Origin of the sequence: Mesorhizobium sp. Mes31, from assembly GCF_024519675.1 — a bacterium.
Classification (GTDB): Bacteria; Pseudomonadota; Alphaproteobacteria; order Rhizobiales; family Rhizobiaceae; genus Mesorhizobium.
Map to the genome: position 1 here is coordinate 40821 of NZ_JALJRL010000006.1, position 14625 is coordinate 55445.

General features: G+C 63.7%; 14 protein-coding genes. 10 read left to right on the plus strand and 4 right to left on the minus strand.

Features of this window, described 5'->3' with window-relative positions; genetic code table 11:
* The first annotated feature begins 7 nt into the window (after nt 1–7).
* Entirely contained in the window at nt 8–1786 is a 1779-nt protein-coding gene (locus NR193_RS12015; protein WP_256751055.1) for a trehalose-6-phosphate synthase, read from the plus strand.
* Nucleotides 1783–2523, plus strand: coding sequence for a trehalose-phosphatase (otsB, locus tag NR193_RS12020; RefSeq protein ID WP_256751056.1), 741 nt, complete (start codon nt 1783–1785; stop codon nt 2521–2523). Before NR193_RS12015 ends, otsB begins: the two co-directional genes overlap by 4 nt.
* A 427-nt stretch (nt 2524–2950) precedes the next feature.
* Here otsB and NR193_RS12025 read toward each other — a convergent pair whose 3' ends face one another.
* Both NR193_RS12025 and NR193_RS12030 read right to left on the minus strand, forming a co-directional pair.
* Complete coding sequence (locus tag NR193_RS12025; protein WP_256751057.1) at nt 2951–3673, minus strand: SDR family oxidoreductase; 723 nt, start codon at nt 3671–3673, stop codon at nt 2951–2953.
* Nucleotides 3670–4515 (minus strand): SDR family oxidoreductase, encoded by an 846-nt coding sequence (locus NR193_RS12030; protein WP_256751058.1) that lies wholly within the window; start codon nt 4513–4515, stop codon nt 3670–3672. The genes NR193_RS12025 and NR193_RS12030 overlap by 4 nt, the downstream gene beginning before the upstream one ends.
* A 103-nt stretch (nt 4516–4618) precedes the next feature.
* Here NR193_RS12030 and NR193_RS12035 point away from each other — a divergent pair, with 103 nt between their 5' ends.
* Nucleotides 4619–5497: a helix-turn-helix transcriptional regulator gene (locus tag NR193_RS12035; RefSeq protein WP_256751059.1), complete on the plus strand. Its 879-nt coding sequence runs from the start codon at nt 4619–4621 to the stop codon at nt 5495–5497.
* Nucleotides 5498–5514: 17 nt separating this feature from the next.
* Here NR193_RS12035 and NR193_RS12040 read toward each other — a convergent pair whose 3' ends face one another.
* Nucleotides 5515–6138 (minus strand): TetR family transcriptional regulator C-terminal domain-containing protein, encoded by a 624-nt coding sequence (locus NR193_RS12040; protein WP_091580580.1) that lies wholly within the window; start codon nt 6136–6138, stop codon nt 5515–5517.
* Nucleotides 6139–6393: 255 nt separating this feature from the next.
* Here NR193_RS12040 and NR193_RS12045 point away from each other — a divergent pair, with 255 nt between their 5' ends.
* The 4 genes from NR193_RS12045 to NR193_RS12060 all read left to right on the plus strand — a co-directional run bounded on the left by NR193_RS12045 (nt 6394) and on the right by NR193_RS12060 (nt 10941).
* Entirely contained in the window at nt 6394–7722 is a 1329-nt protein-coding gene (locus NR193_RS12045; protein ID WP_256751060.1) for an aspartate aminotransferase family protein, read from the plus strand.
* 70 nt (nt 7723–7792) lie between these two features.
* The gene (locus tag NR193_RS12050; RefSeq protein ID WP_256751061.1) at nt 7793–9043 is read left to right on the plus strand and encodes a Zn-dependent hydrolase; all 1251 of its coding nucleotides are present in this window, start codon (nt 7793–7795) and stop codon (nt 9041–9043) included.
* Between the two features lie 66 nt (nt 9044–9109).
* Nucleotides 9110–10561 (plus strand): dihydropyrimidinase, encoded by a 1452-nt coding sequence (hydA, locus tag NR193_RS12055; protein ID WP_256751062.1) that lies wholly within the window; start codon nt 9110–9112, stop codon nt 10559–10561.
* 2 nt (nt 10562–10563) lie between these two features.
* A complete protein-coding gene (locus NR193_RS12060; protein ID WP_256751312.1) occupies nt 10564–10941 on the plus strand; it encodes a hypothetical protein in 378 nt (125 codons plus the stop codon).
* Between the two features lie 23 nt (nt 10942–10964).
* Here NR193_RS12060 and NR193_RS12065 read toward each other — a convergent pair whose 3' ends face one another.
* Nucleotides 10965–11369, minus strand: a complete 405-nt coding sequence (locus NR193_RS12065) for a cupin domain-containing protein (protein ID WP_256751063.1) — start codon at nt 11367–11369, stop codon at nt 10965–10967.
* 130 nt (nt 11370–11499) lie between these two features.
* On the opposite strand from NR193_RS12065, the gene NR193_RS12070 reads away from it, so the two are divergent.
* The 3 genes from NR193_RS12070 (at nt 11500) to NR193_RS12080 (ending at nt 14603) form a co-directional block, all read left to right on the plus strand.
* Nucleotides 11500–12291, plus strand: a complete 792-nt coding sequence (locus NR193_RS12070; RefSeq protein ID WP_091580210.1) for an ABC transporter ATP-binding protein — start codon at nt 11500–11502, stop codon at nt 12289–12291.
* A 282-nt stretch (nt 12292–12573) separates the two neighbouring features.
* A complete protein-coding gene (locus tag NR193_RS12075) occupies nt 12574–13452 on the plus strand; it encodes an ABC transporter permease (RefSeq protein ID WP_256751064.1) in 879 nt (292 codons plus the stop codon).
* Nucleotides 13449–14603 carry an ABC transporter permease gene (locus NR193_RS12080; RefSeq protein ID WP_256751065.1) on the plus strand — a complete coding sequence of 385 codons (1155 nt, stop codon included), beginning with the start codon at nt 13449–13451 and terminating at the stop codon, nt 14601–14603. Before NR193_RS12075 ends, NR193_RS12080 begins: the two co-directional genes overlap by 4 nt.
* Nucleotides 14604–14625: the final 22 nt, after the last annotated feature.

Here is a 14625-nt window from a genome sequence, read left to right on the forward strand (position 1 = left end):
GCATTCAATGACAGATTATGGCGCGGACCTGCTCTGGGTTCTGATTCTTGCGAGCCTCGGTTTTTCCGCTTTTGCTGTTTTCTTCTCCATATCGCGGCAGCGCCGCGGTCATCCTCCGGCGGTTACACATCCCGCCGGCGAAGACGTGGCTGCGGAAGCGGCGCGCAAGGTGATGCGCGAGTTCGAAAAGAACGGCCAATCGGTCGATGCCGCCCTGGTGACATGGTCGCCGGAAACCCTGCGCAAGATCCTAGCCGACGATCTGCCGGATGCCCAGGTCATCGTGGTGTCCAACCGCGAGCCCTACATCCACAACAGCAAGGATGATGGCATTGAACTGCTGGTGCCTGCCAGCGGGCTGGTTTCGGCGCTCGAGCCGATCACCCGCGCCTGTGCCGGCACCTGGATCGCCTATGGCGGCGGAACGGCGGATCGTTTCACGGTCGACGAGAACGACCGCGTACAGGTGCCGCCTGGCAACCCCTCCTACATGCTGCGCCGGGTCTGGCTGACGGAGGAAGAGCATCAGGGCTACTATCTCGGCTTCGCCAATGAGGGCCTGTGGCCGCTTTGTCATATCGCCTTTACCCGGCCGATCTTTCGCGCCTCGGACTGGGAGGCCTATGAAGCCGTCAACCGGAAGTTCGCCGATACGGTGGTTGCCGAAGCGCGCAACGAGCGGCCGATCGTGCTGGTCCAGGACTACCATTTCGCGCTGCTGCCACGGATGGTCCGGGAGCGCCTGCCGGAGGCGATCGTCATCACCTTCTGGCACATCCCGTGGCCGAACTCGGAGGTGTACAGCATCTGCCCGTGGCGTGAGCGCATTCTCGAGGGGTTGCTCGGCAGCTCGATCATCGGTTTCCACACCCAGTTCCATGCCAACAATTTCACCGAGACCGTCGACCGCTTCCTGGAAAGCCGCATCGAGCGGGCCGATGCCGCCATCTCCTATGGCGGCCAAACAACGCTGGTGCACGCTTACCCCATCTCCATAGAGTGGCCGGCGGAACTTCTGGCAAAGCTGCCTGAGGTGGAGGCGTCGCGCGCCAGCCTGCGCGCGCGGTTCGGACTGAAGGCGGACGTCAAGCTGTGCGTCGGCGTCGAACGCCTCGACTACACCAAGGGCATTCTCGACCGTTTCCAGGCGCTGGAAGAATTGTTCATCAAACATCCCGAATGGGTTGGGAAGCTGGTTGTGCTGCAGATCGCGGCACCCAGCCGCGGTACGCTGCCTGCCTACAAGCAACTCCACGACGAATGCCACCGCTATGCCGAAGAGCTCAACCAGCGCTATGGCAGCGAGGGCTACAGGCCGGTGGTCATGGTGGCCGAGCATCACTCGCAGGAACAGGTCTACGAGATCTACCGGGCCGCCGACATATGCATGGTCACCAGCCTGCATGACGGCATGAATCTTGTCGCAAAGGAATTCGTCGCGGCGCGCGACGACGAACAGGGCGTGCTGTTGCTCAGCACGTTTGCCGGAGCCTCGCGCGAGCTGCTGGAGGCCCTGATCGTCAATCCCTACGATCCGGCAATGATGAGCGAGGCGCTGTTGCAGGCGCTTACCATGACGCCCGAGGAGCAGCGCCAACGCATGCGCCCGATGCGCGAGATGGTCCGCAACAACAATGTCTATCGCTGGGCCGGCAGCATGCTTCTGGATGCGGCGCGCTTGCGCAAGCGCGGTGACGTCGATCGGGCAACGGGCACTGCCGACCGGCCGCCAGGCATCGACAATGTCGTTTCCATGTTCGAGCGCAAACGGGTGGCAATGTCATGAGCGATACCTTGCAAAAGCCGCAGGCCTTGCTGACCGGCGAATGGGCGCTGTTCCTCGACATCGACGGCACCCTGCTGGAACATGCGGAACACCCAGACGCTGTCTCGGTCAGTGACGAGCTTCGCTCTTTGCTGCAGGGTCTGGATCACAAGTTAAACGGCGCATTGGCCTTTATCACCGGCCGCTCCGTTGCTGCGGTGGACCATTTGTTTCAACCTCTGAAACTACGCGCAGCCGGGCTTTATGGCCTGGAACACCGGCTCCTGCCGGACGACGACGTCGAGGTCGCTGGAGAGCCGGCGGATATTGCCGCACTTGCCGAAGAGATCGAAGCAGAGCTCGGTCGCGGGCAAGTCTATATCGAACGCAAAGGGCGGGTGCTGGCCATTCACACGCGCGCTGCCCCGCATCTGCTTCCGCGCGCGACGCAGCTTGTCGAGCAAGCGCTGGCCAGCCTCCCCAAAGGCTACCGGGTGGTTGCGGGCAATGCCGGTGTGGAACTTTTGCCGCTCGAGGCCGCCAAGGGCGCCGCGATCCGGCGTTTCATGGACATCGCGCCCTTCACAGGCCGCCGCCCGGTCTTCCTGGGCGATGACACGTCGGACGAAAACGGCTTCGAAGCCGTCAATGATGCCGGCGGCATATCAATACGGGTCAAACCACCAGCGCATACCACCGCGCACTACGGCCTTGCCGGTGTTGCCGAAACGCTCGCCTGGCTGAGAGGTCAACTTTAGGCCCAGCCGAGGGACGCAACCGCGATCGGGCATCTTGGAAAGGTATTTCGGCCAGGAAAGGAACGTTCAATGGGACGCTTTGCACGTTTGGTTCGCGAGATCACGCCGAGTTGGCTTAATTCTCAATCCCGCCATGGGGCCGCAGGCGCCTCACTGACCGGCGACGCGGATTCGAGTTGGCGGGAAGCGATCGATAACAAGATGTATGGAGCCGATACGTCCGACTATTCACATCTCCCGCAACAACCTGCTTCAGATGCGGCAAGACCGGCCGGCGACAGGCCCACGGACGGCAAGCCTCCGAGGAAAACCAACTGAGGTAGCGGATCCTGCCGGTGCCTGAGGCTCGCCGCGATCTTTTCGCCGCGCCAGCTTTTGCCACTTCGACAGGTCTGGGGCGGCCTCACGGCCGCCGCAATGACATCCATCAGGCCGCAAACCGCAGGCCGCCGTCGCAGGTCAGCACCTGGCCGGTCATGAAGCCGTTCGAGACGAGAAAGGCTATTGCCGAGGCGACGTCCTCGGCGCGGCCGATACGGCCGACCGGGGTCTTGCCGGCATAGTCGGCAAAGATTGCCTGCCTTTGCTCTTCGGCCAGAAAATCCCACCAGGGCGTGTCGATGACGCCGGGCGCCACGACATTGACGCGCAGCGGCTTCAGTTCCACCGCCAGGATCGGCACCACGGTCAAAAGCATGCCGTTGATGGCGGCAATGCCGGCGACACCCGGCATGGCGAGCTGAGCCGAGACCGCCGAGATGAAGGTGACCGATCCGCCCTTGTTCAGGGTCGGCAAGGCGGCCTGCAGGCAGGACAATTGTGGCCTTACTTTCTCGTCGACGCCGCTGCCGATGTCGGTCAGGTCAAGCGTCTGGAAGGGGCCAAGGCCCTTGCCGCCGCTGGCCGCCAGCACCAGGTGGTCGAAGGGGCCGAGACCGCTGAAGAAGCTGTTGACCTCGTCCGGCTTCGAGGCATCGAAAGCAGCCTTCTCGACGGCGCCACCGAGGCTCTTCCACGCGCTGTTGAGTTTGTCCCGGTTGCGCCCGGTGATCGTCACCTTCATGCCTGGGCCAAGCAGCTTGCGCGCGGTCGCGAGGCCGATGCCGGAAGAGCCACCGATGATGACGGCGTGTTCGATCTTGTTGGTCATGAATGCTGTTCCTTGGATGTTGGGGAAGTCGGGCCGACGAGGTCGAGGCTCAGGGCTCGCAATTGCTGTCTTGCCCTGGCGTCGTAGGCCTGGGCGTCGGCGCGGGATTCGCGCAAGCCGTCGAAATAGAGGCCGCTGCGCCCTTCGAGCGCTGGGGAGGTGGCCAGGTTGAGGATGGCGTCGGCGCCGGTCTCGACCGAACTCCATGGCGTCACCCCTGCCTGCCGGACCATGGTGGTGTTCATGTAGCTGGCCGGATGCAGCGCGTTGACGGTGACGCCGCTGCCCTTCAGCTCCTGCGCCAGGTCGACGGTGAACAGGATCTGCGCCAGCTTGCTCTGGCAGTAGGCGCGCACGCCATCATAGGAACGGGTCAGCATGACGTCGCTGAAATCGATCGCCTGCTGTCCGGCCGAGGCGACGTTGACGATGCGCGCCGGCGCGCTCGCCTTGAGCAATGGCAGGAGCTCGGCGGTCAGCAGGAAACCGGCGAGATAGTTGACCGCGAAGCGCAGTTCGTAGCCGTCGGCGCTGACCTGTCGTCTGGCGCCTTGGCCTGCCGTGCCGATGCCGGCATTGTTGATGAGGATGTCGAGCCGGTCGGTCCTGGCGCGCACGGTCTCGGCGAGGCGGCGGACCTCGGCCAGCGAAGATAGGTCGGCGACCAGAAGCTCGGCCTTGCCGCCGGCGGCTTCGATTTCGGCCACGGTCGCCTTGCCGCGCGCCGCGTCGCGGCCGTGCACCAGGACGCGGGCGCCAGCGGCGCCGAGCCTCTGCGCCACGACACGGCCGACGCCGTCGGTCGAGCCGGTGATGAGGATTGTCTTGTCTTTCAGTTCCATGTTCGGAGCCTCCATTTCGTCGCTCCGAACCAAAGATGGGACAGCTGGCGCGCGCCAAACAGTTCAAACTTTATCCTGGTATCGATACTGCTATAGTAAGCTCATGGAATCCCGATCCCACACTCAGTCCGCCGAAGACAGCCGCCGACGTGAGCTCGGGGCTTTCCTGCGTTCGCGCCGTGAAAGGCTGACGCCCTCGGCAACGGGCATCGCTACAGGATTGCGGCGGCGCACGCCCGGGCTTCGGCGCGAGGAGGTGGCGATGATCGCCGGCGTCGGCACCACCTGGTACACATGGCTGGAGCAGGGGCGGGACGTCAGGCCCTCCGTGGAAGTGCTGACGGCTCTCGGCGAGGCATTGCGCCTCGACGCCGCCGAAAAACAGCATCTGTTCATCCTCGCCGGCCGCCAGCAGCCGGAGCGTCGTGCCGTGGCGCCGGAAAAGGTCGACGGCCCCTTGCTACACATGCTGCAAAGCCTGGTCCTGCAGCCGGCCTATGTAATCGGCCGGCGCTGGGATGTTCTGGCCTGGAATCCGGCGGCAGCGGCGGTGTTCGGCGACTATGGTCTGCTGGAGGGGGACGCCCGCAACATCGTCCACATGGTGTTCACCAGTCCCCACCACCGGCGCCTGCTGGTCGACTGGGAGCAGCTGGCGCGCAACGTGCTGGCCTCGTTCCGGGCCGCAAGCGCCAGATATGTCGGCGATGCGGATTTCGAGCGGCTGATCGAGTTGATGACGCGATCAAGCCCGGAGTTCCGCAGTTGGTGGCCGCAGCGCGACGTCGCGCGCCGATTATCGGGGGTGAAGCATGTCAGGCACCCGATCGCTGGCGCGATGACGTTCGAGCATATGAGCTTTTCGATCGACGACGGTTCCGACATGAAGCTGATCGCCTATACGCCGCTTGCCGAGCAGAACTCGGTCGCCAAGCTGCAGACATTGCTGGACGCACTGCCGGCCGAGCGGCGCAGCGCTTGAAGCCCCTCGGCCAGGGGTCAGCTTTTCGGCTTCAGCCCCTCGAGGAACAATTGCTCCAGGAAGCGGGCGGCGTCCTCGAAACGGCCGTCGCCGCCACGGTTCGGCCCAAGCACGGCGCGGACCTGGACGTCGAAATCGGCATAATGCTGGGTCGTCGCCCAGATCGAGAAGATCAGGTGCCAGGGGTCGGTCCTGGCGATCTTGCCGGCGCGCATCCAGCCCTTGATGACGGCTGCCTTCTCGTCGACCAGCGTTTTCAGCTCGCCGGCCAGCAGCGGCATGATGCGCGGCGCCCCTTGCAGGATCTCATTGGCGAACAGCCGGCTCTCGCGTGGAAAGTCGCGTGCCATTTCCAGCTTGCGCCTGATGTAGCTGCGCAATTCAGTCAGCGGATCGCCAATGTCGTCCAGTTCGCGCAGCGGCGCCAGCCAAGTGTCGAGCAGCCGCTGCATCAGTGCCTCGTGAATGTCCTCCTTGCGGCGGAAGTAGTAGAGCAGGTTCGGCTTCGACATGCCGGCGGCTTCGGCGATCTGGTCGATGGTCGAGCCGCGAAAGCCATGGGTGGAGAACACTTCGAGCGCCGCCTCGAGTATGAGTTCACGCTTTTCCTGCTGGATGCGGGTGCGGCGGGGGGCGTCCATGCTGGTGCTCACCGTTGCGGGCCCTCGCGTTGACGGTCATCTGGACCAATTCTCTGGACCAGTTTTTCCTTGGGCTGTGGAGCGCGCTTCCGATGCCGCATTTCCGCTAGTAATCCCTTGACCGCCGACAGGGCGGTGCTAACGTTTGTCCAATCGGTCAAAAATTTGCGTAGCACGAAAACGTCGCGAAGACCAAGTGTTGGGAAGACCAAGCGTTAGCCGCACCGAAACAGGTTACAAGGGGAAGTCTTGGTCATGTCCAACCGGCTGAAAGTCACGCCGAACGATCTCAGCGCATTCTGGATGCCGTTCACGGCAAACCGGCAGTTCAAGCAGGCGCCACGCATGATGGTGTCCGCCAAGGACATGCATTACACGACGAGCGATGGCCGCAAGGTGCTGGACGGTACCGCTGGCCTGTGGTGCGTCAACGCCGGTCACTGCCGGCCCAAGATCACCGAGGCGATCCAGCATCAGGCCGCCGAGCTCGACTACGCGCCGGCCTTCCAGATGGGCCATCCGATCGTCTTCGAACTGGCCAACCGCCTGGTCGATCTCGCGCCGAAAGGCATGGACCATGTGTTCTTCACCAATTCCGGTTCGGAATCGGTCGAGACTGCGCTGAAGATGGCGATCGCCTATCATCGCGCCAGGGGCGAGGGCTCGCGCACTCGCCTGATCGGCCGCGAGCGCGGCTATCACGGCGTCAATTTCGGCGGCATCTCGGTCGGCGGCATCGTCACCAACCGCAAGATGTTCGGTACGCTGCTCGGCGGCGTCGACCACATGCCGCACACGCACCTGCCGGAGAAGAACGCCTTCACCAAGGGTGTGCCGGAACATGGCGCGGAACTCGCCAACGAACTGGAGCGCATCGTCGCCCTGCATGACGCCTCGACCATCGCCGCCGTCATCGTCGAACCGGTCGCCGGTTCCACCGGCGTCATCCTGCCGCCCAAGGGTTACCTGCAGAAGCTGCGCGAAATCTGCACCAAGCATGGCATCCTGTTGATCTTCGACGAGGTCATCACCGGGTTTGGCCGTCTCGGCACACCGTTCGCCGCCGACTATTTCGGCGTCACGCCCGACATCATGACCACTGCCAAGGGCGTCTCCAACGGCGTCATTCCGATGGGTGCGGTGTTCGTGAAGAAGGAAATCCACGACGCCTTCATGACCGGCCCCGAGCATATGATCGAGTTCTTCCACGGCTACACCTATTCGGGCAACCCGATCGCCTGCGCGGCGGCACTGGGCACGCTCGACACCTACAAGGAAGAAGGCTTGCTGACCCGTGGCGAGGAACTGGCGCCCTATTGGGAAGACGCGCTGCATTCGCTGAAGGGCGAGCCGAACGTCATCGATATCAGGAACATCGGCCTGATCGGCGCGATCGAACTGGCGCCGATCGCCGGCCAGCCGACCAAGCGTGCCTTCTCGGCCTTCGTCAAGGCGTTCGAGCGCGGCGCGCTGATCCGCACCACCGGCGACATCATCGCGCTGTCGCCGCCGCTGATCATCACCAAGGGCCAGATCAACGAACTGATCGACCATGTGCGTGATGTGCTGCGGTCGATAGACTAGATCTAGCTTGCCTGGACGGGTGGCGGCGGGAACCGCCGCCCGCCCGGGATATGAAATGGAAGGACTTTGAATGGCCGCGCCCGGCGAGAATCTGCGAATCAATTCAGACCGTTTGTGGGATTCGATAATGGAGATGGCGAAGATCGGCCCCGGCATTGCCGGCGGCAACAATCGCCAGACCGTGACCGACGAGGACGGCGAGGGCCGGCATCTGTTCAAGCGCTGGTGCGATGCGGCGGGGCTCGAAATGGGCGTCGACGAGATGGGCACCATGTTCGCCCGTCGCGAAGGCACCGACCCCAGCCTGCCGCCGGTCTATGTCGGCAGCCATCTCGACACGCAGCCGACCGGCGGCAAGTATGACGGCGTGCTCGGCGTGCTCGGCGGGCTGGAAGTGGTGCGCTCGCTCAACGATCTGGGCATCAAGACCAGGCACCCGATCGTCGTCACCAACTGGACCAACGAGGAGGGCGCGCGCTTTGCGCCCGCGATGATGGCGTCCGGCGTGTTCGCCGGCGTGCTCGACCAGGCCGATGTCTACGAACATGTCGACAAGGACGGCAAGAAGTTCGGCGAGGAACTGGAGCGCATCGGCTGGAAGGGCACCGAGAAGGTCGGCGACCGCAAGATCCACGCCTTCTTCGAACTGCATATCGAGCAGGGACCGATCCTCGAGGACGAAGGCATCGACATCGGCGTCGTCACCCACGGCCAGGGGTTGAAATGGCTGCAGGTGACGCTGACCGGCAAGGAGGCGCACACAGGTTCGACACCGATGCCCAAGCGCCGCAATGCCGGGCTCGGCATGGCGCGGGTGATCGAGCTGGTGCACGAGATCGCCATGGACTACCAGCCCGACGCCGTCGGCGCGGTCGGGCACATGGAGGTCTACCCGAACTCGCGCAACATCATCGCCGGCCGCACCGTCTTCACCATCGACATCCGCTCGCCCGAGAAGGAAGTGCTGGATGCGATGGACGGCCGCATCCGCGAAGGCATCGACACGATCTGCGAGGCGCTGGACATCCAGTACAAGATCGAGCAGGTCGGTCATTTCGATCCGGTCACCTTCGACAAGGGCTGCGTCAAGGCAATCCGCGATGCCGCCGAACGGCTCGGTTATACGCACCGCAACATCGTCTCCGGCGCCGGCCACGATGCCTGCTGGATCAACCGCGTCGCGCCGACCGCGATGGTGATGTGCCCCTGCGTCGACGGGCTGTCTCACAACGAGGCCGAGGATATCACCAAGGAATGGGCCTCGGCGGGCGCCGACGTGCTGTTCCATGCTGTGGTGGAGACGGCTGTCATCGTGGAGTGAGCCTAGAAAATCTGCATTCCAAACGCCGCTCGCAAAGAAGCGCGAAGAGAACAAGGGAACACAAAAATGACCAAAGTCATCAAGAACGGCACCATCGTCACCGCCGACCGCACCTGGAAGGCCGATGTGCTGTTCAGCCACGGCAAGATCGTCGCCATCGGTTCGGATCTGCACGGCGACCACGAGTTCGACGCCACCGGCTGTTACATCATGCCGGGCGGCATCGACCCGCACACCCATCTCGAAATGCCTTTCATGGGCACCTATTCGGCCGATGATTTCGAATCCGGCACGCGGGCGGCGCTCGCCGGCGGCACGACGATGGTGGTCGATTTCTGCCTGCCGGCGCCGCAGCAGTCGCTGCTCGAAGCCTTGCAGATGTGGGACAACAAAACCTCGAAGGCGTCCTGCGACTACTCCTTCCACATGGCGATCACCTGGTGGGGCAAGCAGGTGTTCGACGAGATGGCCACCGTCGTCGACAAGGGCATCACCTCGTTCAAGCACTTCATGGCCTACAAGGGCGCGCTGATGGTGGACGACGACGAGATGTATGCGTCGTTCCAGCGCTGCGCCGACCTCGGCGCGCTGCCGCTGGTGCATGCCGAGAATGGCGACGTGGTCGCAGCCCTTTCACAGAAGCTTCTGGCCGCCGGCAACAATGGGCCGGAGGGGCACGCCTATTCGCGTCCGCCGGAGGTGGAAGGCGAGGCGACCAACCGCGCCATCATGATCGCCGACATGGCCGGCGTGCCGCTCTATGTCGTGCATGTCTCCTGCGAGCAGAGCCACGAGGCCATCCGCCGGGCGCGTCAGAAGGGCATGCGGGTGTTCGGCGAACCGCTGATCCAGCACCTGACGCTGGATGAGAGCGAATATTTCAACAAGGATTGGGACCATGCGGCGCGCCGGGTGATGAGCCCGCCCTTCCGCAACAAATTGCATCAGGATTCGCTCTGGGCCGGCCTGCAGGCGGGATCGCTGCAAGTGGTGGCGACCGACCATTGCGCCTTCACCACCAGCCAAAAGCGCAACGGCGTCGGCGATTTCACCAAGATCCCCAACGGTACGGGCGGCCTGGAAGACCGTTTGCCGGTGCTGTGGACCACGGGCGTCAACACCGGCCGGCTGACGATGAACGAGTTCGTCGCGGTGACCTCGACCAACATCGCCAAGATCCTCAACATGTACCCGAAGAAGGGCGCCATCGTCGAAGGCGCCGATGCCGACATCATCGTCTGGGATCCGAAGCGCAAGAAGAAGATCACTGCCAAGAAGCAGCAGTCGGTGATCGACTACAATGTCTTCGAAGGGTTCGAGGTGACCGGACTGCCGCGCTTCGTCTTCTCGCGCGGCGAACTGTCGATCCAGGAAGCCGAGGTCAAGGCCAAGGCCGGCCATGGCGAATTCGTCGGCCGCGAGCCGAACGCGGCGGTCAACCGCGCCCTGTCGACGTGGAAGGACATCACCGCGCCGCGCAAGGTGGAACGCACCGGCATTCCGGCGACCGGGGTTTGACGGTGAGGCGCACGGGGCTCTTTTCAGCCGCTTTCCTTGTCCTGGCCGCCGGCCATGCGTCGGCTGCCGCCATCGATCTGTCCAAGCCCTATGGCAACAAGTCCGGCTGCATCAACAAGAACGGCCAGCAAGTCTATGCGGAGGACATGCTGCTGCTGAACGATACGGAATTCATCACCGCGACCAGCGCCTGCACCTTTACCGAGAAGAAGATACAGGCTGACGGTTCGCTGGTGGTGAAGTCAATGTGCGAGGCGGAAGGCGAGGATGGTCAGTCGCCGATACAGTTCACCGTCAAGCGCAGCCCCAAGAACGCCAAGAAGCTGGTGATCGCCGACGAGGACGGCACTGTCTACGGGGAAGTGTCCCGTTGCCGATGACGGCCTCTGCATCGATGCCGGCTTCAGGCGACCAGCGCATCCAGATCCGGCAACAGGACGACGCTTTCCTGTTCGTTGGGATCGGTGCGAGCAATGACGGCCGAGGAGGGAGCGTCGCTCAGATTGGCCGGCAGATGCGGCACGCCGGCCGGGATGTAGAAGAGATCGCCTGCCTTGACGACGATATGATGCTCCAGCCGGTCGCCGTACCAGGTGTGAACTTCGCCGGAGAGCACATAGATCGCCGTTTCATGGCTTTCGTGCATGTGCGCTTTGGCACGGGCGCCGGGCGGCATGGTGAGCATGTGCATGCAGATGCCGGAAGAGCCGACCGTTTCGGCGGCAATGCCGGCGAAATAGGTCAATCCCTGCTTGCCTTCATAAGAGCTTTCAGGGCGGATAAGATGACAAGTCGGTTTAGGCGACATCGGGGAAACTCCGGGCGTCGATCGAGTGGGACAAGGCCAATGGGACGGGGCGAGTGGAAAACAACATCGCGATAAAAGCAATCGGAATCCTGCCGGCGCCCCAGTGGCGGGAACAGGCAGGCCGCAGCCGATGACAGGGACTTCGCCAGCCGTCGTTGCGGCAAGCAGACTCGGACTGACCTTCCAGACCAATGACGGGCCGGTGCAGGCGCTGTCCAATGTCGACCTGACCATCGGCAAGGGTGAGTTCGTCTCCTTCATCGGGCCTTCGGGCTGCGGCAAGACCACCTTGCTGCGCGTCATCGCCGATCTGGAAAAGCCGACCTCGGGGACGATTTCGGTCAACGGCATGACACCCGAACAGGCGCGCGAGAAACGCGCCTATGGCTATGTCTTCCAGGCAGCGGCCCTGTTCCCCTGGCGAACCATCGAGCGCAATGTGGGGCTGCCGCTCGAGATCATGGGCCTCTCCAAGGCCGAGCAGGCGGAGCGCATCAAGCGCACGCTCGACCTCGTCAACCTGTCCGGCTTCGAGAAGAAATATCCCTGGCAGCTGTCGGGCGGCATGCAGCAGCGCGCCTCGATCGCCCGCGCTCTGGCCTTCGACGCCGACCTTCTGTTGATGGACGAGCCATTCGGCGCGCTGGACGAGATCGTGCGCGACCATCTCAACGAGCAATTGCTGGAACTGTGGGGACGAACGAACAAGACCATCTGCTTCGTCACCCACTCCATTCCCGAGGCGGTTTATCTGTCGACGCGGATCGTCGTCATGTCACCGCGGCCGGGCCGGGTCAGCGACATCATCGAATCGACGCTGCCGAAGGAGCGGCCGCTGGATATCCGCGAGACGCCGGAGTTCCTGGCGATCGCGGCGCGAGTGCGCGACGGGCTCCGGGCAGGGCACAGCTATGACGATTGAGGCGGTGAGCAAGCGGGCGGCCAGCCTTGCTATCGTCATCCTAGGGCGGAGCAGGCGCGAAGCGGCCTGCGCAGACCCTGGGATCCATGCCGTGATGCCGGCCGAAGGATGCAGGCGGTTCAGAATGTCTGCGCGGCAAGCCATGTTCCGCACCGCTGCGGAGCGGGAAGGTAACGGCATGGATCCCAGGGTCTGCGCTGCGTCGCTTCGCTCCTTGCTCCGCCCTAGGATGACGAAGAATGGGTGTCGTCGCTCGCTCCCGGGAAGAGGGGAGCGCTCCTGATGGACTCCTTCCGCGACAAGCTCGTTCCAGTCACCTCGATCCTCGCGGGCGTGGTCGTGCTCTGGTACGTTTTCGCCGTCATTCTCAACACGCCGTTCCAGCGCGATCTCGACCGTCGCGCCAATGAAACGCCTGCCTTGAGCGAATTCATCGGCAAGACGTTGTCGCAGCCGAAGCCGACGCTGCCGGCGCCGCACCAGGTGGCGGTGAACTTCTTCGAAAACACCTTCCTGCGGCCGATCAATTCGAACCGCAGCCTCGTCTACAACGCCTGGGTGACGCTGTCGTCGACGCTGCTCGGCTTTGCTTTCGGTACGGCGCTGGGCATCATCATTGCCGTCGGCATCGTGCATGTGGCGACGCTCGACCGCAGCCTGATGCCGTGGATCATCGCCTCGCAGACCATTCCCATCCTGGCGGTGGCGCCGATGATCATCGTCGTGCTGGCGGCCATCGGCATCACCGGCCTGATCCCGAAGGCGATGATCTCGACCTATCTGTCGTTCTTCCCGGTGACGGTGGGCATGGTGAAGGGCCTGCGCTCGCCCGAGATCATGCATCTCGACCTGATGCACACATACAATGCCAGCGGCGCGCAGACCTTCTGGAAGTTGCGCGTGCCGGCCTCGGTGCCATTCCTGTTCACCTCGATGAAGGTGGCGGTGGCGGCAAGCCTCGTCGGCGCCATTGTCGGCGAACTGCCGACCGGTGCGGTCGCCGGCATCGGCGCCAAGCTGCTGGCCGGCGCCTACTACAGCCAGTCCATCGACATCTGGTCGGCACTGGTAGCAGGCTCGGTGGTGGCAGCACTTCTGGTCATGGTGGTCGGCATTGCCGGCCGCATCGTCGATCGCGCCATGGGCGGGAGGCCGGCATGAGCTGGCTGAAACCCTCCTGGCAAGCGGTGCTGGCCGTCGTGCTGTGCGTGGCCGGGCTTGCGCTTGGCGCGATCGCCGCGCCAAAAGTGGATCCGCTGGCGCAGCCGGCGGGGACGTTGATATATCCCTATGCAGCGACGAGCTGGCTGATCTTCGGCGCGCTGCTTCTCGCTGCTTTGATCTCGATGGCCAGAATGCCGTCCATCGTCGAAGCTGTCGTGCTTTTCATCGGCGCGCATCTGGCGGCCTGGCTGCTGATTGGCGGCATCTCCGGCTTCGAAGGTCTGGCGCGGGCACCGTATTTCCTGCTGCTCACGGCTGCCTGGCTGCTTGGCTGGCGCTGCGTCGCCGTGCTGTCTGGGCTTCGGCCGATGGCGAGTTGGGCCCGGAGCGCGCTGCGTCTGATCATCCCGGCCATCTTTGGCGCCTGGATCCTGATCCTCTGGGAAGCGGTGACGCGCGGCGCCGGCATCCCCTTCATCCTGTTGCCGCCGCCGAGCGCCATCGGTGCGCGCATCGCCAGTTCGCTGCCGGTGCTCGGCGCCGATGTCCGGCAGACCATCTTCAAGGCGGTGATTTTCGGCTATATCGTCGGCAGCGGCGCCGGCTTCATCACCGCCGTGCTCGCCGATCGCGTGCCGTTTCTGCGGCGCGGGCTTTTGCCGATCGGCAACATGGTGTCGGCGCTGCCGATCATCGGCGTGGCGCCGATCATGGTCATGTGGTTCGGCTTCGACTGGCAGTCCAAGGCGGCTGTGGTCATCATCATGACCTTCTTCCCGATGCTGGTGAACACGGTCGCCGGGCTTGCCGCTTCCGGCCATATGGAACGCGACCTGATGCGCACCTACGCGTCGGGCTACTGGCAGACGCTGCTGAAGCTTCGGCTGCCGGCCGCCGCCCCCTTCATCTTCAACGCGCTGAAGATCAACTCGACGCTGGCGCTGATCGGCGCCATCGTCGCCGAGTTCTTCGGCACGCCAGTCGTCGGCATGGGCTTCCGCATCTCGACCGAGGTCGGGCGGATGAACATCGACATGGTCTGGGCCGAAATCGCAGTTGCAGCACTTGCGGGTTCGGTCTTTTATGGCGTGGTCGCTCTGGTCGAAAGAGCCGTCACGTTTTGGCATCCCTCTGTCCGTGGTGGATAGGGGCGGTGGGTTTAAGGGTGCT